Source organism: Alteromonas sp. G4i13, assembly GCF_054960505.1.
On sequence record NZ_JBHNYX010000014.1, the window covers coordinates 57122 to 80321 of the forward strand.

The 23200-nt window shown below is 47.2% G+C and carries 19 protein-coding genes; all 19 read right to left on the minus strand.

The window, feature by feature from the left end; all coding sequences use genetic code 11:
- Positions 1–102 precede the first annotated feature (102 nt).
- Positions 103–483, minus strand: coding sequence for an 8-oxo-dGTP diphosphatase MutT (mutT, locus tag ACFI6J_RS08930; protein ID WP_101565594.1), 381 nt, complete (start codon positions 481–483; stop codon positions 103–105).
- Positions 483–3191 (minus strand): preprotein translocase subunit SecA, encoded by a 2709-nt coding sequence (gene secA / locus ACFI6J_RS08935; RefSeq protein WP_462556154.1) that lies wholly within the window; start codon positions 3189–3191, stop codon positions 483–485. Before secA ends, mutT begins: the two co-directional genes overlap by 1 nt.
- Before the next feature lie 181 nt (positions 3192–3372).
- Positions 3373–4251 carry a M23 family metallopeptidase gene (locus ACFI6J_RS08940; RefSeq protein ID WP_014950422.1) on the minus strand — a complete coding sequence of 293 codons (879 nt, stop codon included), beginning with the start codon at positions 4249–4251 and terminating at the stop codon, positions 3373–3375.
- Between the two features lie 208 nt (positions 4252–4459).
- Positions 4460–5371, minus strand: a complete 912-nt coding sequence (gene lpxC, locus ACFI6J_RS08945) for a UDP-3-O-acyl-N-acetylglucosamine deacetylase (RefSeq protein WP_014980041.1) — start codon at positions 5369–5371, stop codon at positions 4460–4462.
- Between the two features lie 214 nt (positions 5372–5585).
- Entirely contained in the window at positions 5586–6752 is a 1167-nt protein-coding gene (gene ftsZ / locus ACFI6J_RS08950) for a cell division protein FtsZ (RefSeq protein ID WP_462556159.1), read from the minus strand.
- 108 nt (positions 6753–6860) lie between these two features.
- On the minus strand, positions 6861–8090 hold the full coding sequence (gene ftsA / locus ACFI6J_RS08955; RefSeq protein WP_071815699.1) for a cell division protein FtsA: 1230 nt from the start codon (positions 8088–8090) through the stop codon (positions 6861–6863).
- 7 nt (positions 8091–8097) lie between these two features.
- Positions 8098–8868, minus strand: coding sequence for a cell division protein FtsQ/DivIB (locus ACFI6J_RS08960; RefSeq protein ID WP_014977223.1), 771 nt, complete (start codon positions 8866–8868; stop codon positions 8098–8100).
- 2 nt (positions 8869–8870) lie between these two features.
- Positions 8871–9854 (minus strand): D-alanine--D-alanine ligase, encoded by a 984-nt coding sequence (locus ACFI6J_RS08965; protein WP_014950427.1) that lies wholly within the window; start codon positions 9852–9854, stop codon positions 8871–8873.
- 1 nt (position 9855) lies between these two features.
- Positions 9856–11301, minus strand: coding sequence for a UDP-N-acetylmuramate--L-alanine ligase (gene murC / locus ACFI6J_RS08970; protein WP_014950428.1), 1446 nt, complete (start codon positions 11299–11301; stop codon positions 9856–9858).
- A complete protein-coding gene (murG, locus tag ACFI6J_RS08975; RefSeq protein ID WP_462556167.1) occupies positions 11301–12419 on the minus strand; it encodes an undecaprenyldiphospho-muramoylpentapeptide beta-N-acetylglucosaminyltransferase in 1119 nt (372 codons plus the stop codon). Before murG ends, murC begins: the two co-directional genes overlap by 1 nt.
- On the minus strand, positions 12412–13833 hold the full coding sequence (ftsW, locus tag ACFI6J_RS08980) for a cell division protein FtsW (RefSeq protein WP_039227951.1): 1422 nt from the start codon (positions 13831–13833) through the stop codon (positions 12412–12414). The genes murG and ftsW overlap by 8 nt, the downstream gene beginning before the upstream one ends.
- Entirely contained in the window at positions 13830–15374 is a 1545-nt protein-coding gene (gene murD, locus ACFI6J_RS08985; protein ID WP_462556170.1) for a UDP-N-acetylmuramoyl-L-alanine--D-glutamate ligase, read from the minus strand. The genes ftsW and murD overlap by 4 nt, the downstream gene beginning before the upstream one ends.
- A gap of 21 nt (positions 15375–15395) precedes the next feature.
- Complete coding sequence (gene mraY / locus ACFI6J_RS08990) at positions 15396–16478, minus strand: phospho-N-acetylmuramoyl-pentapeptide-transferase (protein ID WP_014950432.1); 1083 nt, start codon at positions 16476–16478, stop codon at positions 15396–15398.
- Positions 16472–17881, minus strand: a complete 1410-nt coding sequence (locus tag ACFI6J_RS08995; RefSeq protein ID WP_014977225.1) for a UDP-N-acetylmuramoyl-tripeptide--D-alanyl-D-alanine ligase — start codon at positions 17879–17881, stop codon at positions 16472–16474. The genes mraY and ACFI6J_RS08995 overlap by 7 nt, the downstream gene beginning before the upstream one ends.
- The gene (locus ACFI6J_RS09000; protein WP_462556174.1) at positions 17878–19443 is read right to left on the minus strand and encodes a UDP-N-acetylmuramoyl-L-alanyl-D-glutamate--2,6-diaminopimelate ligase; all 1566 of its coding nucleotides are present in this window, start codon (positions 19441–19443) and stop codon (positions 17878–17880) included. The genes ACFI6J_RS08995 and ACFI6J_RS09000 overlap by 4 nt, the downstream gene beginning before the upstream one ends.
- The gene (locus tag ACFI6J_RS09005) at positions 19433–21208 is read right to left on the minus strand and encodes a peptidoglycan glycosyltransferase FtsI (protein WP_014977227.1); all 1776 of its coding nucleotides are present in this window, start codon (positions 21206–21208) and stop codon (positions 19433–19435) included. The genes ACFI6J_RS09000 and ACFI6J_RS09005 overlap by 11 nt, the downstream gene beginning before the upstream one ends.
- Positions 21205–21540, minus strand: a complete 336-nt coding sequence (gene ftsL / locus ACFI6J_RS09010; RefSeq protein ID WP_131138155.1) for a cell division protein FtsL — start codon at positions 21538–21540, stop codon at positions 21205–21207. The genes ACFI6J_RS09005 and ftsL overlap by 4 nt, the downstream gene beginning before the upstream one ends.
- Complete coding sequence (gene rsmH, locus ACFI6J_RS09015) at positions 21537–22478, minus strand: 16S rRNA (cytosine(1402)-N(4))-methyltransferase RsmH (protein ID WP_014950437.1); 942 nt, start codon at positions 22476–22478, stop codon at positions 21537–21539. The genes ftsL and rsmH overlap by 4 nt, the downstream gene beginning before the upstream one ends.
- On the minus strand, positions 22475–22933 hold the full coding sequence (mraZ, locus tag ACFI6J_RS09020; protein WP_012519465.1) for a division/cell wall cluster transcriptional repressor MraZ: 459 nt from the start codon (positions 22931–22933) through the stop codon (positions 22475–22477). Before mraZ ends, rsmH begins: the two co-directional genes overlap by 4 nt.
- Between the last annotated feature and the right edge of the window lie 267 nt (positions 22934–23200).

A 23200-nucleotide genomic window follows, 5' to 3' on the forward strand; every position in this document is an offset into this window, starting at 1 on the left:
ATTAATTTTTAAAAAAATTACCGAGGAATTAGCAACTTATACTTAGGTATAAGAAAAAAGCGGCTGAACGCCGCTTCACTTTGTACGGTGGATAACGCAGAACTATTGTAAAGCGTTAATTATGGGAACGTTTGCTTCAGGAAAGTCAGAGGCGTTTAGTGACGTTACCTTGACCCACCGCGACTGTTGGCCTTCTTTGCCGTGCGGCTCGCCGGTAAAATCACACACGCGATGAACATCTAGTTTAACTTGCTTGTCGCCGTAATCATGGGTGATCACAATCACAGGCTCGCTGCGGTTCACAATAATCCCAACTTCTTCAGCAAGCTCTCGCTTCAGCGCCTGTAGAACGGTCTCACCGTCTTCTACTTTGCCGCCGGGAAATTCCCATTTTCCGCCCTGATGAACATTGTCAGGGCGAAGAGTAATGAATATTTCATCGCCGCGGGCGATAACGCCCACAGCAACATGTACTACTTTCATTACTTAAGCTTGCCGTGACACTGCTTATACTTTTTACCAGAGCCACAAGGACATGGGTCATTACGGCCCACTTTCGCACCTTCGCGAACTTGCGTACGTACTTTGTCACTTGCCTCTTCTGGCGTTGCGTTCGCTTCTTCGTGCTCGAAGTTCTTTGGCACATCGTCAGCTTGACGACGTTGTTCTTCTACTTTTTGCACGTCTTCTTCAGCTTGTACTTTTACACGCGCAAGAATAGTGATCACTTCAACTTTAAGCGCTTCTAACATTTGTGAGAACAAAGCAAACGACTCACGCTTGTATTCTTGTTTAGGGTTTTTCTGCGCATAGCCGCGTAAATGAATACCTTGGCGTAGGTGATCCATTGCCGCCAAATGCTCTTTCCAATGGCTGTCTAGGTTTTGAAGCATTACCGCTTTTTCAAACTGGCGCAGTACCTGCTCGCCCACTACCGCTTCTTTCTGCTTATAAGCATCAACGACTTCGCCAAGAATGCGCTCGCGAAGCTTCTCTTCGTAAAGTTTGTCGTCATTTTCAAGCCAGGTCTTGATTGGCAAGTCTACGGCGAAATCGGCACGCATGCGCTCTTCAAGTCCGCTTACATCCCACATTTCTTCTAGAGACTGTGGCGGAATGTACTCATCGACAACACTTGAAATAACGTCTTCACGAATAGCCGCGATAGTCTCGCTAATATCGCCTTCATCAAGAAGCTCATTGCGCTGCTCGTAGATGACTTTACGCTGGTCGTTGGCCACATCATCGTATTCAAGCAACTGCTTACGAATGTCGAAGTTACGACCTTCTACTTTGCGCTGTGCATTCTCGATGGCGCGAGTTACCCACGGATGCTCAATGGCTTCACCACGCTCCATACCTAAACGCTTCATCATGTTGCCCATTTTTTCAGAGGCAAAGATACGCATAAGTGCGTCGTCTAATGAAAGGTAAAAACGGCTTGAACCCGGGTCACCCTGACGTCCCGAACGACCGCGAAGCTGGTTATCAATACGGCGAGACTCGTGACGCTCTGTACCAATAATGTGTAAACCACCTGAGGCAAGCACAGCGTCATGGCTTTCTTTCCATTCAGCTTTGATCTTCTCGATTTGCGCTTCAGTTGGATTTTCAATCTTTTCTACTTCTGCCTGCCAGTTACCACCTAACACGATATCGGTACCACGACCTGCCATGTTAGTCGCAATCGTAACCGCGCCTGGCTTACCAGCCTGAGCGACGATATCTGCTTCGTGTTCGTGGAACTTAGCGTTAAGCACTTTATGAGGAATTTTCGACTTCTTAAGAATGCGAGAAATGAGTTCTGAATTCTCGATAGACACAGTACCCACAAGCGTAGGTTGACCGCGTTTAACGCACTCTTTAATGTCTTCAACAATGGCTTCGTATTTTTCTTCTGCCGTTAGGTAGATAAGGTCAGCCATATCTTTACGCTGCATAGGACGGTTTGTTGGGATAACTACCGTTTCTAAGCCGTAAATATGGTTAAATTCGAAGGCTTCTGTATCTGCTGTACCTGTCATACCCGCAAGCTTGTTATACAAGCGGAAATAATTCTGGAAGGTAATTGACGCAAGGGTTTGGTTTTCGTTTTGAATACGAACCCCTTCTTTCGCTTCTACAGCTTGGTGCAGACCTTCAGACCAGCGACGGCCTTCCATCGTACGACCCGTATGCTCGTCAACAATAACGATTTGGTCTTCTTTAACGATGTAGTCTACGTCTTTAGCAAACAACTTGTGTGCACGAAGCGCAGCGTTAATATGATGAAGCAGTGAAATATTACCTGCAGCAAACAGCGACTCGCCTTCAGGCAGCATGCCCTCTTGTTGAAGAATTTCCTCAACGTGAATTTGACCGCGCTCGGTAAGATGAATTTGTTTTGCCTTAAGGTCAATCGTGTAGTCACCATCGCCCTCTTGGCCTTCTTCATCCTCTTTTTCTTGCTGAACAAGTTTAGGAATAATGGTGTTGATGCGGCGATACAGCTCTGAGCTATCTTCGGCCTGACCAGAAATAATAAGTGGTGTACGGGCTTCGTCGATAAGAATTGAGTCTACCTCATCCACTACCGCATAGTTAAGCGGGCGCTGTACGCGGTCTTGTGGGCTAAATGCCATATTGTCACGAAGGTAGTCAAAACCAAATTCGTTATTCGTACCATAGGTTACGTCAGCTTGATAAGCTTCACGCTTTTGCTGCGGCGACATACCAGGCACGTTACAGCCCACACGCATACCTAGGTAAGTAAATAACTGGTTACTCCACTCAGCATCACGACGAGCAAGGTAATCGTTCACAGTAACAACGTGAACCCCTTTGCCAGACAAAGCATTAAGGTAAGTTGGCAAGGTGGCAGTAAGCGTCTTACCTTCACCCGTGCGCATTTCTGAAATTTTACCTTGGTGAAGTACTTGACCGCCTAGCATCTGAACGTCGAAGTGACGCATGCCGTATACGCGCTTACTTGCTTCTCGCACCGTAGCGAAGGCTTCTACAAGAATATCGTCAAGGGTTTCACCCTTTCCAATGCGCGCTTTAAATTCGTCTGTCTTAGCCTTTAGCGCCTCATCGGAAAGCTTTTCAAATTCTGCTTCCAGTGCATTGATGGCATCTACGTTTTTGCGTAATTTTTTTAATAGTCGGTCGTTTCTACTACCGAATACTTTTCGAAGGATGCTTGAAAACATTAGCTTTATTATTCCACTACTTGTCGAGGCGCCGCACAATGTGCACAGCTAAATTAAACGTATAAAACACAACGGTAACCACGTTGTGTTTTGCGATGTTCTAAATTTATGCTTCTTCGTTTTAGATGACTTTTAATAAGTAAAGGCACCGTCTACGAGAATTACCTGGCTGCTACCTACGCTACTTTTTGTAGACAAAAGGCAGAGGATCGACTTGTTTTCCGTTTCTTATTACTTCGTAGTGAACATGAACGCCAGTTGAGCGCCCAGTATTGCCCATTTTAGCGATAGGTTCCCCTTTGGTTACCACGTCGCCTATTGAGACAGTAAGGGTGTCGTTATGCCCATAGCGGGTAACAAAACCATCACCGTGATCAATTTCTACAAGTTGGCCATAACCGTAGCGATCACCAGCCCAGGTCACAATACCTGCGGCAGTTGCCACTACGTTTTCCCCTGCCTTACCAGCGAAATCTAGCCCTTTGTGCATAGTTGGTTCGCCAGTAAACGGGTCGGCCCGCATACCATAATAAGAAGACAACCACCCTGACTCTATCGGACGACCAGATAATTGGCTCTGTTCGTGGATATGGTGACCCCTGACCAAACTTTCAAGCATAGACAACTGTTGAGACTTCAAATCGAGTGATTGCTCTAGTTTGGCTATTTCGTGAAGGATGGGATCGTCTTGAAGGTTATCCGGTATCGATACCGGTACGAAAGCGTCCAGGTCAGCCGCTGACATACCTAATTCTGTTGCGATTTGCTTACCTTTCTCGTCCAGCAAGGTAGCCTGCGCAGATAACTCTGCGACGTGAGAAAGCAAAGCTTGTAATTTGACCGTTGTTTGCTGTTTTAACGCTTCAACGTCTTTTTGTCGTTCGTTGACTTCAGTCTGTGCCAAACGAACTCGTGCAATATCTTCTGATACCGATTCTGTTGAACGGCTCGACACTAGCATAAAAATAGACGAGAGCACGGTTGCGCTCACAAGCGTACGGACACTAATACTGTGCCTATAGCGTTTATTTTTACCAGCGAGTGTAATTGTTAGTTTCATACCACGAAGAAAATTGCTGTTTCACGCCACTCTTTTCATACCACTTCATACCACGATGAATGTGTTTTTAGCCAAAGGCGACAACCTTCGACCTATCGTTTTTTTGTCACATGGGTGAAATTTATATTAATTATTCGGCTACTGTATCATTTATTTCAGTAATTGCCATACGAAAAAAAGCCGCCCGTAAGGCGGCTTTTTAAAATTCTTACGCTAATGCGGGCTGAGCATAACGAATTGGTGCTGTTTCCTGCGAGTCGTAGGTTACGAACTCCCAACACTCTTTTTGCGCAAGTACTGCATTTAATAACTTGTTATTCAGACCATGGCCTGTTTTGTACGCACGCAATTCACCAATTAGACTATGGCCACCAAGGTATAAGTCACCGATAGCATCCAAAATCTTATGCTTTAAGAACTCATCGTCGTAGCGCAACCCTTCAGGGTTGAGTACGCGGAATTCGTCCAACGCCACTGCGTTTTCCATGCTGCCACCCAACGCTAGGTTGTTAGCATTCATGTACTCTAAGTCGCGCATAAAACCAAAAGTTCGTGCACGGCTAACTTCGCTTACATATGAGCATGAATCAAAATCCATCACCATATGCTGACGAGTTTGACTGATCACAGGATGATCAAAGTCAATTTGGAAATCAACGCGGAAACCGTCATAAGGCACTAATTCGGCCCACTTATCGCCATCTTCTACACGAACTGGCTTTTTAATACGAATAAATTGCTTGGGCGCGTTTAGCTCTTCGATACCGGCAGATTGAAGCAAGAATACGAACGGGCTAGCACTTCCGTCCATAATTGGCAGCTCGTTACTGTCTACTTCAACAATAATATTGTCGATACCTAAACCTGCAAGCGCAGACGCTAAGTGTTCTACCGTCTGGATAGTCACACCGTCTTCGTTGTTCAGGCACGTACACAGCATGGTATTACCTACCGCGTTCGCACGCGAAGGTATGTCAACATGTGGTTCAAGGTCAACACGCCTAAACACGATACCCGTGTTTGCTGGCGCAGGTCGGAGAGTCATTGTGACCTTTTCCCCTTTATGAAGCCCAATTCCGGTCTCTTGTACCGATTGCTTGATTGTACGTTGTCTAATCATCTGCTTAAGCTTTTACCTATTAAAAAAAGCGGGCGCGAATTATAGTGAGTTATTACTCACATGTCAAAAAACACCCGTTCTGACGGATTTAACTCTGTCAGATTACGTATTTAATCAACCTATCCACGCGAAATTTTCCACGTTGTATAAATACACCTTACTAGGTGAGACATCACAAACGCGAAATAATTCCCTTCCGTTTCAGGCAGCTAAATTAGTCTGCCTGCTTACGAAGAAATGCAGGAATATCTAAATATTCCAAATCATTTTCTGGCTGTGCACTGTCGTCGGCCTTCAGCGCCTGATTGCCCTCTGTACCGCCTACTGCAGAACGTGGTTCACTTGATAGCGTGTTACCGTATTCTTTTGCAGGCTGTGTTAGACGAGAGCCTTCAGAGCTTACTAGCGAAATGTCAGGCTTGCGCTCTGCGCCAATACCGGTTGCAACAACCGTTACGCGAAGCTCGTCTGTCATTTCCATATCGATCACTGTACCCACAACCACTGTGGCATTCTCTGAGGCAAACGCTTTAACGGCGTTACCAACAGTCTCAAACTCGTCGATGGCGAAATCTGGACCCGCAGTGATATTTACAAGAATACCGCGCGCGCCTGACAAGTCGATATCTTCAAGAAGCGGACTGGCAATCGCGGCTTCAGCAGCTTCTTCAGCACGGTCTGGACCGCTTGCAGCGCCACTACCCATCATCGCTTTACCCATCTCAGACATAACGGTACGTACGTCTGCGAAGTCAACGTTGATTAGACCAGGACGGGTAATCAGTTCAGCAATACCTTGAACTGCACCGCGTAATACGTCATTTGCTGCGCTAAACGCTTGAAGAAGCGGCGTGCCTGGCCCCATTACTTTTAACAGCTTTTCATTAGGAATGGTAATTAGCGAGTCAACGTTGTTAGACAACTCAACAATGCCCTGTTCCGCAAACGAGGTGCGTTTTTTACCTTCAAATGGGAATGGCTTGGTAACTACCGCTACCGTAAGAATGCCCATTTCACGAGCAATCTTTGCCACTTCTGGCGCTGCGCCCGTTCCTGTACCACCGCCCATACCGGCAGTAATGAAAACCATGTCTGCACCGTCTAGCGCCTGACGAATGGTTTCTCTGTCTTCTTGTGCTGCTTCTCGACCAATGTTCGGATCAGCACCCGCACCTAACCCTTTTGTTACACTTGAGCCAATTTGAAGTGTAACGTCTGCACTTGAGCTGCGAAGCACCTGTGCATCTGTGTTAACTGCAATAAATTCTACGCCTTCAATGCTTTGAGACACCATGTGCTCAACGGCATTGCCGCCGCCGCCACCGACACCGATGACTTTGATTACGGCTTCTTCGCCGTGACTATCCATTAATTCGAACATACTTACTCTCCGGTTGTACGTCTTTTAAACACTACGCCAGGTCATTCCCTTAGGCTAATTGCTTCCTGCTAGCCTTGATGCCGTAGCTATAGCGCCCCCAAAATAAAATTAAAATTCACCTTTAAACCAGCTTTGCACTCGATGAAATAAGCTTTCACCGGTCTTCTGCGTACTGGACTTCTTATTGTCAGATTGTACTTTGCCATATTGCAGCAGTCCTACGACTGTCGCAAATCCAGCGTCATCAACATATTCGGACAAGCCTTTTACGTTGATGGGTTTGCCCACGCGCACGGGCATCTGGAAAAGTTCTTCGGCAAATTCCACGGCACCTTCCATCTTAGCGGTACCGCCTGTAAGCACAAGGCCTGCAGCGATTTGCTCTTCCAGACCGCTGGCACGAATTTCATCATGTACCAGCTCAAAAAGCTCTTGATAGCGAGGTTCTATGACCTCAGCTAACGTATGGCGAGACATCACTCTAGCTGGGCGTCCACCCACGCTAGGTACTTCAATGCTGTCTTCCATACTCACCATATCTTTCAATGCACAGGCGTAATTCACCTTAATTTCTTCTGCATTGCTAATAGGCGTTCTAAATATTTTAGCAATGTCGCTGGTAATTTGATTACCCGCAACCGGTATTACCGCCGTGTGGCGAATGGCACCATCTGTGAATATAACCATATCCATTGTGCCGCCACCGATATCAACCACGCATACGCCAAGTTCACGCTCGTCGTCAGTGAGAACCGCATAACTTGATGCCAACGCAGAGAAGATCAACTGATCGGCATTAAGTTCACAACGCTCTACACATTTCACCATGTTTTTCGCCATATCGTCGGCACAGGTAATAATGTGAGCATCAGCTTCCATTCTTACTCCTGACATACCAATAGGGTTTTTAATCCCTTCCTGCACATCAATAGTAAATTCTTGTGGTAACACGTGTAGTAGACGACGTTCAGCTGCAATTGGCACACTGCGCGCTGCATGAATAACGTTATCTACGTCTTCTTGTGTTACTTCCTGATTGTTAATCGGTACCATTCCATTTTCATTTTGGCACTTAACGTGTCGTCCCGAGATAGACATAAAAACTGAAGACACACGGCAATCTGCCATTAGCTCCATCTCGTTTACTGCACGTTGGACCGATTTCACCACCAGGTTCAAATCGTTAACGCCGCCCTTATCCATGCCTTTCGATGCATGGGTGCCCACGCCAACAATACTGATTTGATCATCTTCTAGTAATTCACCCACAACAGCTTTTACTTGGCTGGTGCCGATATCTAGTCCTACAATCAAATTGCGTTCAGCAGGTTTTGACATGGTTTCCTTAACTCTCTTCATCTGTGGCGCTGTCGTCTTTCCATCCGACTGCTACGCCCGTGTCATAGCGAAGGTCGACGTATTTCACCGCCTTCTCTTGTTGCGCCAGAAGTGGATAAACATCAATAAAGCGTTGTAGCCTATCGATAAACTCCTGACGTCCTAAATTCAATTTAATGCCGTTTTTCAACTGCACTTGCCATGCAAATCGCTCGCTTAAGGACAGCTCGTCTAACGTCATATCCGTCGTCGCAATCAACGCGTGCATGGCGTTGTAGCCTTCAAGGGCGGTTTTTTCGCTGCCACCCGGGCCGTAAAGGCGCGGTAAGTCTAACTTCACGCCTTCGTCGTTAAACGTATCGCCATAAGGGTTTAACAACAAATCTTCATTCCATTGCGCAACCGGCTGCTGCTCAACCAAATAAATTTTTAACGTATTTGGCCACTTCTTTCTTACTGACGCGCGATAAACCCAAGGCTGCGCTTCAACAAGCTCAAATACTTCATTGACGTCAAGAGCGAAAAAGCTTCCAGGCTGCGCCTTGCGTATTAACCGCTCTAGCTTGGTAATATCGATGTGCTGATAATCACCAGAAAAATCGATAACCTGAACCGGCATTTGCTGCTCATCCTGCAAATACTGGTTTGCTTTAAGCCCACCAAACACTAATCCTGCAATAACAAACAGTAAGAAAGCGACGCCGCCCCACACTGCCGTTTTACTTTTGCCGCTCTTTGCAGAAGCGGGCTTACCTTGATTAGTATTGGTATCTGCCACGTTTACGCCTTGTTTGCAACGTCATCAAAACTGGTAGAAAGAATACTTAATACCAGTTCATCAAAAGTTAATCCTGCAACTTTGGCTGCCTTAGGCACCAAACTTTTTTCTGTCATGCCAGGCACTGTGTTCGCCTCTAGCAGATAAAATTGCCTTTGGTTGTCCTGCATAACGTCAATTCTACCCCAGCCGCTGCCAGAAATAGCATCAAAAGCACGGGATGCTAGTTTTGCTAGCTGTGCTTCTTGCTCTTCAGACAAGCCGCTTGGGCAATAGTATTCTGTTGTATTATCCTGATATTTCGCAGCATAATCATAGAATGTATGTGGAGTAGACATGCGAATAGACGGCAACGCCTGTCCCTGCAATACAGAAACAGTGAATTCGGGGCCATCTATATACTGCTCTAACAGGACTTGATTATCGTATTTAAAGGCGTCCTGAATGGCAGTTTCGAGCTGTTTAGCGCTTGTCACTCTCGCCATGCCAATACTCGACCCTTCTCTGGCCGGTTTTACCATGACTTCATTCCCCAATTTATCCATTATAGCGCTGCACTTACCAGCTTCAAAGTGCCTTTTATCAGCAATTTCATATTTTGCAGTGGGTAAGCCTAAACTTTGCCACACTTGCTTAGTATGAATTTTGTCCATTGCCAGCGCAGAACCTAAAACTCGGCTTCCCGTGTAGGGGATTTTTAGGAACTGAAGGGCTCCTTGCATAGAGCCATCTTCACCACCGCGACCGTGCAGCATAATGAGCGCTCTATCGACGTTAAGGTCGATAAGGTCGGTCAGAGGTCGCTCTGCGGGGTCAAACGCAAACGCATCTACGCCTTGTCGTAGCAATGCATTTAACACCGCATTGCCCGAATTAAGCGATACTTCCCGTTCAGCAGAGTCACCGCCGAGCAGCACAGCTACTTTGCCATACTCGTTCGGCGAGTGGGTTTTCTGTGAGTGAATACTTACTGAAGGTGTAAACATCTTATTCCCCTTCCTTTGCAAGTGTGATCGGCTCTAGCGCGTGACGAGCTAAGAGCTTAGCAATTTGTCCGATGTTGCCCGCCCCTTGGGTCATAACGATGTCGCCATCTTGCATGATATTCGCCAAAATAGCTGGTAAGGCGTCTTTGTCACCTACGTACACAGGCTCTATTTGACCGCGCTGACGAATGGAGCGGCACAACGCTTTACTGTCAGCCCCTTCAATAGGTTGTTCACTGGCAGCATATACATCCAGAAGCAACAAGGCATCAACACTCGACAGTACTTCAACAAAGTCTTCGTAAAGGTCGCGGGTTCGCGTAAAGCGATGTGGTTGATAAACCATAACCAAGCGCTTATCAGGCCAGTTTGCACGAGCCGCAGCGATAGTCGCTCTTACTTCGGTTGGGTGGTGACCATAGTCATCCACCAAACACACCTCGCCCTTACTGGTAGTAAACGTACCTAGCTGCTCGAAACGACGACCTATGCCGCCAAAACTAGCTAGTGCGCGAATGATAGCGTCGTCATCTACACCTTCATCCGTTGCTACAGCGATAGCGGCAAGCGCATTAAGCACATTGTGGTTACCGGTGAGGTTCAGCGTTATATCTAACGGTTCGCGTTCTGGGCGAATAACCGTAAAATTCGCTTTACCGAATGACAGTGAAACATTTTCTGCGCGATAGTCATTGTGAGATTCAAAACCGTAGGTCAGAATACTTCGGCCTATACGAGGGCGAATCTCTTGAATATTTGCATCGTCACCGCACACGATGGCCTGCCCGTAAAAGGGTAGGTTCGACAAGAAATCAACAAAGGTATCTTTCACCTTTGAGAAATCGCCACCATAAGTATCCATATGGTCGGCTTCAATATTGGTCACCACGGAAACCATCGGCTGCAAGTGAAGGAAGGACGCATCGCTTTCGTCAGCCTCTGCGATTAGATAACGGCTTTTGCCTAGTCGCGCATTCGTACCAGCGCTGTTAAGCAAACCACCGATAACAAACGTAGGATCATACTCCGCTTCTGCGAAAATCGTTGAAATCAAACTGGTTGTGGTAGTTTTGCCGTGCGTACCAGCCACCGCAATACCGTGGCGGAATCGCATCAATTCTGCCAGCATTTCTGCACGGCGAATAATCGGAATGCGCTTTTCACGAGCCACGATAATCTCTGGATTTTGCTCATTGATAGCGCTAGACACCACAATAACGTCCATGCCTTCAACATTTTCCGCACGGTGGCCTATTTTCACATCAGCACCTAATTCGCTTAGCCGCTGTGTCATTGGCCCTTCTTGAATGTCAGAGCCAGCAATAGCATAACCTTCGTTCAGTAATACTTCGGCAATACCACCCATACCGGCACCGCCGATACCAATAAAGAATATATTTTTCACCCTGCGCATTTGCGGGCTTTCAAATGGGGTTTTAAAAACCATTAGTCCCCTACTCCTACCACGCTTTTAACGTGGCTTACTACATTTTCCGTGGCATGAGTGCTTGCACATGTTTTCGCAACAGCACCCATCTTTAAGCAGCCTTCAGGGTGTTGTAACCACTGACGCACCGCCTGCCCTAAATTTTCTTTCAATACAGATTGAGCAATCATCAGTGCCGCATTTTGCTTTACTAACGACTGCGCATTTTTTGTTTGATGATCGTCAACCGCAAAAGGTAGCGGTACGAAAATCGCCGCGCGTCCGGCAGCTGCAACTTCACTTACCGTAAGCGCACCGGCTCTACAGACAACAAAATCTGCCCATTCATAAGCTGCGGCCATGTCATCAATAAAGTCACTGACATCGATTTTCGACATATCTGCGCCCACCGACGTGTAGGCTTTAATGACACCTTCACTGTTACCTTTACCGCACTGGTGTTTTATTGTTAAACCTTCTAGCACACCGCATGTTTCTGGGACGGTTTCATTGAGAATTTGCGCGCCTAAACTGCCGCCTACAACAAGTAAATTAAGGCCTTGTTTATGCTCTGTGGTGTTTTCACGAGCGTCTGTGTCAATGTCTACAGATTTGGGCTTCACCTGCCAAATTTCATCACGAACAGGATTACCCACAGTATGCACCTTAGTAGCGCCACCTGAAAATTGTTCTTTGGCATCGTCAAAGCCCAGAAGCACGCGACTTGCGAATTTACTAAGAAGCTTATTGGTCATGCCTGCCGCTGCATTTTGCTCATGCACAATAACGGGAATACCTAAGCTTTTTGCAGCAACCCCACCAGGGCCGCTAGCGTAACCGCCAAACCCAACAACGATATCAGGTTGAAGGCGCTTTATAATTCGTCTTGCAGAAAATAAGCTTTTAACTAACGCAACAGCACCTTGAAGACGTGCCGTAACACCTTTGCCACGAAGCCCTTTTACCGGAATAAAGTGAATAGGTATGTTGTGCTTAGGCACAACTTGCGCTTCCATCCGCTCGGCGGTGCCTAGCCAATGAATGTCCCAACCTTCCTTTCGAAGCGCGTTTGCCACTGCAAGGCCTGGGAAAACATGCCCGCCTGTACCGCCAGCCATAATTAAGCAACGCTTAGCCATTATCAGCCTCCTGCGCTACCCGCGCGAGTATAGCTTTAATGCCAGCTTTTCCTTCATCTTCCGCACTTGATGTTTTAGTGGGTTTAGCTTCAACCGTCGCTGTAGAAAAATCCGCTTCATCGGCTCCGCTCTCTACACTTGCCTCACCTTCAGCTTGTGACGCTTTAGTTTGCGACGTGCTTGTAGGAATAGGCTTTTTACGGCGGGCCTTGCTCTTACCGGATTTGCTGTCGCCCCGGCCAATCGCCTGTACGCCATCAACCCGTAATTCAAAATCGATACGAAGTAATATGGCTACTGCTACTGACATGATGATAAGTGACGAGCCGCCGTAACTAACTAACGGCAGTGTTAACCCTTTTGTTGGCAGAATACCTGCGCTTGCACCAATATTTACCGCCGTTTGGAAACTGAACCAGATGCCTATGCTGTAAGCCATGTAACCATCAAACGCTCGCCCTTTTTCAAGTGCCTTATTTCCAATGCTCAGTGCACGCAACACCATCCACAAAATAAGGCCGAGTACGGCAAGCACACCAACGAAGCCTAACTCTTCCGCTAAGATGGCCATAACAAAGTCAGTGTGTGCTTCGGGTAAGAATTCCAGTTTTTGCAAACTATTGCCTAGGCCTTGCCCAAACCAGTTACCGCGGCCATAGGCCATCAAAGACTGGGTTAGCTGATAACCAGCGCCAAACGGATCAGCCCAAGGGTCTAAAAAGGAGGTAACCCGTTTCATTCGGTATTCTTCAAACACGATAAGCGCTACAACCGCCAATATGCCTGCAAACACCAGAGCGAAGAACTGCCAAAGTCGTGCACCCGCTAAAAACAGTAAGCCAATCGTGGTTGCAAACATCACAACGACGGTACCTAAGTCTGGCTGAAGCAAAAGCAACATTGCAAGTGCAAAGAACACCACAAGGGGCTTTATGAAGCCTTTTAGATTTTCGGTCACTTCTTCGTAGCGGCGAACCAGATAACCCGCCAAATAGGCAAAGAAAAAGAGCTTAGCAGGCTCGGCAGCTTGAATGGTTATAGGCCCAATCGCCAACCAACGGGTACTCCCGTTTACAGTTCTTCCCACTACCAGAACTGCTAACAATAGCGCGATGGCCGCGAGCAGAAGATAGGGATTGGTCATGCGCCAAAACTGCATGGGCAAATTCAGCACTACCATAGCGGCAACGATCGCCCCAACAATGTAAATACCGTGGCGAATAGCAAAATAGAAGGGGTTGTCGTGCAGCCTATCGGCCACCGGCATCGACGCCGAGGTGACGATAATAATGCCAATACTCATTAGCGCGAGCGCAATTAAGATAAGCGTCACGTCATAGGGGTGCGTTGCCGAAGGTTGTCCGTCGTGCTTCGCGGCAAATAACGCGCTAAGTTTGGTAGAGGCAGCAATCATGATGTGGCCTCCACAGCGTCGTCGTTCTTACTGTGTAGATTAAGTAGGTCGTGTACATCTTGTTTAAACACGTCACCGCGATGCATGTAGTTCTTAAACATATCTAAACTTGCACACGCAGGCGAAAGCAGCACTACATCACCAGGTGCAGCAAGTCTTGTTGCTGCTTTTACGGCGTCTTTCATGGTTGCCACACGGGTAGTATGCGCAAAACTCTTTTCAAACAGGTGTGCATCTTTGCCCAAAGCAAACACGTGCGATACATATTTAGTTAGATAAGGCGAGAGGCTGGCTATATCAGCGCCTTTAGCGTCACCACCTGCAATAAGAATGAGCTTCCCTTGTATAGTCGGGGCTAACCCTTCAAGGGCAGCTACCGTGGCGCCAATGTTGGTTGCTTTGGAATCGTCGATATAGCGGATGTCGTTTACGCGGGCTATTTCCACACACCGATGTGGTGCAGCTTTAAAACTGTGTAGATGTTTAACCGCGAGCGCTGGCGAAACACCTAGCTGAAGGCAGATACCCAATGCAGCCATGATGTTTAGTACGTTGTGCATGCCCGCCAAATGAATATCGCTAAGGGCAATAAGCTTTTCGCCTTTAAACGTTATATATAGACTTTGTTCATCGTCACGAGCACTATCGTCACGGTCAAAAGACGCAATCGCAAACCCTGTGGTCGACTCTCCCAGTCCATATTCAACGATATTTTTTGACGCTAGCGCGTCTTCATTAAATTCGGCATTAGATACAGCATTAGATTCGCCATCAGATACTGCATTTGATGCAGCAATCCCCTTAGCATCGGTAATAAGCTGCTCGTAAGGTGCTACAAACTCACCGTCTCGCCACACAACCGCGGATTTCGCGTTATCAAAAATGCGATGCTTGGCATCGATATAGGCTTCAAGGGTACCGTGACGGTCTAGGTGATCATCGGAAATATTAAGGACAGTAGCAGCTTCGAGCACCAAGCTAGACGTTGTTTCAAGTTGAAAACTTGATAGCTCCATCACCACTACGTCTGCATCACTTTGAAGCGCTTCAAGCACAGGGCGACCTACGTTACCCGCTTCAATACTTTTTACGCCGCAGCTTTTGAGCAGATGGTTCACTAATAAAGTAACCGTGGTTTTACCGTTAGAGCCGGTTATACCTACTACGCGCTTAGCTGGCGTAGCACCACTCGTGGAGGCATTTAAACGGGCGAACAATTCCACGTCGCCGATCACTTCAACACCACACTTTTTCGCTAAAGCCACTTGTTCAATATTCAGAGCAAGCCCCGGGCTTAACACCAAGGTGTCTACACCATCAAAGTAATCTTCGCTTAGAGCAGTGCAAGTGACCTTCTCTGCCATAAACGCTTGCATGTCAGTATCAATATCAGAATCAGGGTCGGTAACTAGAGTAAAATTAGCACGGGTATCAAATGCTTTAACCGTTGCCTGCTTTTGCAACAAAAAGCGCACGCAAGCCTGACCTGTAACACCTAGGCCACCGACTACATAACTATGCTCACGTACGTTATACGACATTACGATTTATCTCTTTACCGCTTATCTAAGTTTGAGGGTAGCAAGACCCACCAACACCAAAATGATTGAAATGATCCAAAAACGCACTATTACGCGCGGCTCTGGCCAGCCCTTCAATTCATAGTGATGGTGAATAGGCGCCATACGAAAAATACGCTGGCCACGCAATTTGTAAGAACCTACCTGAAGGATGACCGACAGGGTTTCCATAACAAAAACACCACCCATGATGATTAACACGAGTTCTTGGCGCACTAATACAGCTAACACACCTAGTGTGCCGCCTAGCGCTAGTGAGCCAACGTCACCCATAAATACTTGTGCCGGATACGTGTTAAACCATAAAAAGCCTAAACCTGCACCGACCATGGCAGTACACACAATCACCAGTTCGCTGGTAAGCGGAATATGAGGAATATTCAGGTATTCAGCAAAGTTCGCATTACCTGTCACATAGGCGAAAATGGCAAATGCGCCTGCCACCAATATAGTGGGCACAATGGCAAGTCCATCCAATCCATCGGTAAGGTTTACCGCGTTACTTGTGCCTACAATGGCAAAGTAGGTAATAATGATGAAGAACGCACCTAGCTGCGGGAACACTTCTTTGAAGAAAGGCACCAGTAGTGAGGTTTCAGCGCTTATTGTTGCACTGCTGTATAGATAGAATGCGACGCCTAACGCAACCACAGATTGCCAGAAATACTTCCAACGGGCGATAAGCCCCTTCGAATCTTTGCGGATCACTTTTCTGTAGTCGTCAACAAACCCAATAATACCGTAAGCCACAACCACGGTAAGGGTTACCAACACATAACGGTTAGTCAGGTCAGCCCAAAGCAGGCCGCTTACTACAATTGCTGCGAGTATAAGTAACCCGCCCATAGTGGGTGTGCCTGATTTTGACAAATGGCTTTGCGGGCCATCGTCTCGTACAGTTTGACCAATTTGCATACGCTGTAAATAACGAATCATCTTAGGGCCAATAAGAATGGCAATAAGTAATGCGGTCAGCGTGCTTAAAATTGCACGAAGGGTAAGGTATGAAAATACGTTAAACCCAGAATCGAATTGTGTCAGCCAGTCGGCTAGCCAAATTAACATGCTATTCGCTCCCGACGGCTATCGTGCTTTCCCAGCGCAGAGGCCTCTACCGCCTCTACCACACGTTCCATTCTGGAACTGCGTGAACCTTTAACTAAAATTGAAATATCGCGCTGCTGCACTAACAAATCACTCTCCATTGCGGCCAACAAACTTTCAACATCGCTGAAATGGCCACCATTTTCATTAAACACAGCACTGGCTGATTGACTCAAAACACCCATGGTATACAGGTAATTAATTCCTTTTTGTTTAGCGTATTCCCCCACCTGCTCGTGGTAAAAACGCGCCTTTTCACCCAACTCTTTCATGTCGCCTAGAACAAGAACGCGAATGCCTGAAAAGCTACTTAGCGTATCAATTGCCGCATTTACAGACGCCACGTTGGCGTTGTAGGTGTCATCTAACAGGCGAACCTGTTCGGTGAGTTGTTTTACATTCAAGCGCCCGCTGACCTGCTTCATGGCAAGTAAGCCGTCGCGTACGTTTTCTAGTGTGGCGCCAACTTGCAGCGTTAATGCCGCAGCGACAAGGGCATTCCCCACGTTGTGAACGCCAGGAATAGTAAGCTGAATAGACATATCTCCTTGCGGGCAAACCAAGTGGAATGCGGCGCACCCATCTAGCCCAATGGTGATATCTTCTGCTCTAAAATCAGCATCGTTTTTCTGCTGGGGCGAAAACGTTAGCGTTTTGGTCTGTTTAAGTTTGCCTTGCCAAAATTCAGAAAACTGGCTATCAACATTGACTACCGCCACGCCGTCACTGCCTAAGCCTTTAAAAATTTCACTTTTGGCGCGCGCTACACCTAGCAAACTTCCAAAGCCTTCTAGATGAGAAGCGGCGGCGTTTACGATAGTCGCGACGTCCGGCTTAACAAGGTTCGTGGTATAGGCGATTTCACCAATGTGATTTGCGCCTAACTCCATCACTGCATATTCATGCTGAGGTTCAAGGCGTAGAAGGGTTAGCGGCACACCGATATCATTATTGAAGTTACCGTTTGTGGCTAATACATTGCCTCTTCGCTCCAAAATAGCGGCACACATTTCCTTTACGGTGGTTTTGCCACTGCTTCCGGTAATCGCAATCGTTTTGGGTGCCACATAAGCTTTTACTGCCGCACCTAATAGACCAAGTGCTTCTTTGGTATCTTCAACCATGATGACAGGTAACGAGGTTGCTACGTCTTCACTGGCAATAACCGCACTTGCTCCCGCTTTCTCCGCCGTTGAAATAAAATCATGGCCGTTAAAATTCGGACCTTTCAAGGCCAAGTAAACTGCGCCATCTTCTAGGGTGCGGGTATCGGTACTTACTGCAGACACTTCAACGTCAGCAGCGCCTTTCAATAATTTTCCATTAACCTTTTCGGCTATCCATGACAGCGTTGTTGTTATCATTTGCTGTACTCCTGTTGCAGTCGCGCCACAACTGCACGTTCGTTATAGTTAGTCTTTTTGTCACCGATAATTTGGTAATCTTCATGGCCTTTTCCGGCCACGATGATGATGTCGCTTTCATGCGCATGCTCAAGGCAATGACGAATAGCTTGCTCGCGATCGGGAATAGACACTGCCAGCTCACGGTTTTTCAAACCCGCAATGATATCCTCGGCGATAGATTCAGGGCTTTCACTGCGACTGTTATCTGTGGTGATCACAATAGCGTCAGCACCAACCTCGGCAGCCTGCCCCATTAACGGTCGCTTGCCTTTGTCTCTGTCCCCGCCACAGCCAAACACACACCACACTTTGCCCGTCGTATGGAATTTGGCGCTTAACAGCACTTTCTCCAGAGCGTCTGGTGTATGCGCGTAGTCCACCACCAAGTTAGCGGCACCCGTTACAGAGAAAACTTCCATTCGCCCGGGTACAGGCGTGATCGCATTTACCGCGTTAACCACGTCATCAAAACGCTCACCTTCAGCGAGTAACGTACCTATAGCACTCAATACATTACTGATATTGAACTTTCCGAATAGTGGCAGCGAAATAGCAGCGCCTCCCCACGAACTCACCAGTTCAAAGCTACATCCACCTGCATGATAAGAAGCATTTGTGGCGAAACAATGGCGACTTTGAGGATTGTTATGCTCTCGCAAGTATTCACTTTCACCGCTTCCATCCAGACCACTTTCGTCTATACCTGTCCAGATGCGTGTAATCGACTTATCTGCTGCACCATCCCACTTCTTACTTTCATCATCATTAGCGTTTAATACCACAGCCTTTAAACCTGGCTGCTGAAGCAGCAAGCGCTTGGCTTTGCCGTACTCTTCCATGGTGCCGTGGTAATCGAGATGATCTCGAGTAAGGTTGGTGAAAACAGCGATATCGGTTTTTACTGTACCAAGCCGACCTTGAACCAATGCGTGAGAACTTGCTTCGAAGGCCGTATGGCGCACTTCACTTTGCACAAAGTCTGCCAACAAATACTGCATACGTATGGCATCGGGCGTAGTGTTTGCTGCCGGCGTGTTCGACCACTGGGTTTCATCGCCTTCAAACACACTGCTCCCTAGAGTTCCGATGCTTGCACTACGTGTACCTAACGCATCCTTAAGCTGGGTAAGCAATTGAACTGTAGAGGTTTTTCCGTTTGTCCCTGTCACTGCTACCGTCGTCATTTTCTGAGCAGGGTAGTCGTAAAATGCAGCAGCTAATGCAGAGAGCATTTGTGGTAATTCATACAGCGAGATAATGACGCTGTGGTCACGCATTTCCATCTGACCATGGGCACTACTGTCTTCAGTTTGCGCCAGAATTACACGGGCCCCTAAACTTATTGCTTGGGGTATAAAATCTCGACCATCACGTTCGTGGCCCTTAATTGCTAAGAACGCTAAGCGTGTATTCACTTCTCGGCTGTCTAGCGTTAAACCTTCAATGCGGATATCTGGGGCGTCTACACCAAATTTCGCCAATAAAGCTTTTATACTTTGAATAAAGGCACTAACTACCACTTTGACCTCCTTTCAATAAGCGGCTAGATGTAACCTGCTTGTCATCGGGCGTAACGTTTAACATGTGCAGTGCGCCACCCATAATTGATGAAAAGACAGGTGCAGCGGTATCCCCCGCGTGATACAAATCACCGCCAGGTTCGTTGATCAATACAATAGTTACTAGCCTGGGGTCAGACACAGGTGCGATACCGGCGAAAATGTTGACGTACTCTTCGCCGTACCCGCCGGCCACCGCTTTTCGGCTTGTTCCTGTTTTCCCAGCAACGCGATAACCTGGTACCGACGCTTTTGTTGCTGTGCCGCCACGCTGGGTTACGCTTTCCATCATTTGAACAATAGCGTTAGCGTTTTCTTCGCTGATCACCCGCTCAGATTGAGCCTGCCAAGAAGGTTGCTCTGGCGACTTGATGACATTAAGCGGTGTTTTAATACCGCCGTTCGCCAACGTTGCGTAAAGACGCCCCAACTGTGCAGTGGTAACCGAAATGCCGTATCCAAATGACAGCGTGGCTAGCTCAAATTCAGACCAGCGACTGCGCTCATGAAAGATACCGCTACTCTCACCCGCCATATTCAGCCCGGTATCGCTCATTAAGCCCATATTGTAATAGGTATCCAGCAGGAACTGTTTAGGCACAGAAAGCGCCAGCTTCGACGTCCCCATATTTGAGGAATGCTGAATAATTTCTTCTAGCGTTAGTTCGCCGTAGTTGCGCGAATCTTTTACTAGGCTGCCGCCTAATCGCATCCATCCTGGATGAGTGTTTACTGAGTCTTCAGGCTCCACTTCACCGAACTCTAATGCAGTAAGGACGGCCAGCGGTTTTAGCGCCGAGCCTGGTTCGAACGCATCGGTAATAACCCTGTTACGCATTCTGTGCGCAGAAATATCGCTTCTATCATTCGGATTGAACGACGGTGCATTCACCATGGCTAACACATCACCGCTTTTTACATCGATGACAATGGCGGAAGCCGAGCTTGATTGGTAATAAATCATGGCTTCTTTAATTTCTTTATAAGCAAGTGCCTGAATACGCTGATCAATAGTCAGCTGCAGGTCGCCGGCTTTTTCGCCAGACTTTGTTTCCAAGATTTCTACCTGACGGCCTTTCGCATCGCGGCGTATTTTACGAGAACCCGGCGTGCCCGTTAGCCACTCGTTATACATGCGCTCCAAGCCTTCAACGCCTGTATCATCAACATCGGTTACGCCGATTAACTGCGCTGAAACTTCACCTGTAGGATAGTAGCGGCGGCTTTCACGGCGAAGATAAATGCCTGGAATGTCCAGTTTATCAACGTACTCTGCCATGGCAGGCGACACCTGACGCTGCAAGTAAACAAAGCGGCGTTTGGGGTTTGCCACTTTTTCTTTGAGTTCATTGACGTCTTGGCGCAGTACATCTGCCAGCGCTTCCCAACGGCGTTCTTCCTCGAAGCCGTTGTTTTCATGGATAACCTTAGGGTCTGCGTAGATGGCCCGAACAGGCACACTCACCGCCAGCTCAACACCATTTCTATCGGTAATGAGCCCGCGATAGGTTGGCATATCACGGGTTCTTAGTGTGCGGTTGTCGCCCTGTTGAATTAGCTCGTCTGGCTCAATAACTTGAATATAGGCTGCACGGGCGGCGAGCACGCTGAAAACTAGCATAATAACAACAAGCACAACGACAAAGCGCCAGTGCACTAAGCTTGGCGTGACATTTTGTTTTGCACCGGTTTTTTTACGTTGGCGAGAAAGTGCTGTTGTACTCATTTTAACTTCACCACTACTTCATCGTCTGCGGTTGGACGGTACATTTCTAACTGTTTTTCAACCAGGTTTTCTATGCGGTTATGCTCGGTCAACGCGCGTTGCTCAAGCACTAGGTTACGCCACTCGACATCAAGCTCATCTTTCTCTTGCATAAGGTCTTCAAGGGCAATGACCTGCTGTCTGTTGTGATGACTGCTTAGTGTCACTGCCATGGCACTTGTGATAACCATTAAATACAACAAAACCCGCAACTTGTTGCGGGTCAAATCTGAAACAATTATTAGCAGTAATTTAAAATTAGTGCTGGCCTTGTCTGGCGAGGCTTTGGTCATAACTTTTCTGCCACACGTAATACCGAACTGCGAGAGCGAACGTTGTTCGCAATCTCCTGTTCTGAAGGTTTTATCGCTTTGCCCAAGGCTTTTAACACTTTATCTGCATCTATTTCAGCCTGAGTAATCGGTAAGTTGTGCGGTACTGATTTCCCTTTACTTTGATCCTTAATGAAGCGTTTTACTAAACGGTCTTCAAGAGAGTGAAACGAAATAACGGCAAGACGTCCTTCTTTCGCCAACACCTGTGTCGCGGCTTTAAGGCCAACACGAAGTTGCTCAAGTTCCGCATTGATATAAATGCGAATACCTTGGAATGCACGGGTTGCCGGATGTTTAAACTTATCCTTTACAGGAACCGCTTCGTCGATAATTTTGGCTAGCTGAGCTGTGCGCGTAATGGGTGTTTCTTTTCGCGTGTTTACAATGGCATGGGCTATGCGTTTGCCGAACTTCTCTTCGCCAAACTCTTTAATAACCTGCGTAATGTCTTGTTCTTCGGCGTTAGCCAACCAGTCTGCAGCACTTTGTCCACGTGAGGTGTCCATACGCATATCCAGCGGGCCGTCACGAAGGAAGCTAAAACCACGCTCGGCATCATCTAGCTGAGGTGAAGACACCCCCAAATCCATAAGCACACCGTCAATCTTACCGGTTAGTCCCAGCGCTTCGATTTCTTCTGCCATATCACCAAATGGTGAGTGGATAATGCTAAAACGCTTATCATCGGCGAAACGTTCTGCCGCTTTGATTGCTTGCGGATCACGGTCAAAGGCGATGAGACGCCCGTGTTCGCCCAATGCATCCAAAATATGTGCTGAGTGCCCCCCACGGCCGAAAGTGGCGTCAATGTAGATACCGTTCGGTTTAATCGCTAGGGCTTCAATGCATTCATCAAGCAATACTGAAATATGTTTAAATTCGCTAGGCTGCGTCATAGAGAAAAGTCCTGTAATCGTTCGGTAAGTTCAAATTCGCCTTTGCGTTCGGTGTCTATATCAGCTTCAACTTGTTGTGCCCAAATATCGGCATCCCAAATTTCGAATTTGTTTAACTGACCAACTAACATGACTTCTTTTGAGAGTTTTGCGAAACTTCGCAGTGGAGTAGGAACAAGAATGCGCCCGCTTTTATCCATCTCACCTTCAGAAGCATAACCTAGTAGCAATCGCTGCAAGCGACGCTCGGCTGGGATCATGCTTGAAAGTTTAGAGAGTTTAAGCTCAATCTCTTCCCATTCGGGAAGTGGGTAAAGTAGCAAACAACTTTGTTGTGTATCGACTGTGCAGACCAGTTGTCCCTGACAATCATCCAGCAGCGACTGACGATACTTCGTCGGTATAGCCAGTCTGCCTTTTGTATCCAGATTGATTGCGTTAGCGCCGCGGAACATTCCCCTAGCCTTTTATTATTTGCTCTTGGTTTTCTTGTTTTTTGAGTACTAATCTGCAAAGTGATGATGATTTGATCCACAATTCGCCACATTTACCCACTGAGATACAGTTTAGGTATCAATGATCCCCACTGTCAAGTAGAAAAAAGGCGTGAAGGCCGCATAAACACTGGGTTTAAACTGGTTGGATATACAGTGTTTTTAGGAAGTGTATGATTAGGCGTGTAAAAAAGATTAAAAAATATTCAGGTGAGAAAAAATAAAGGT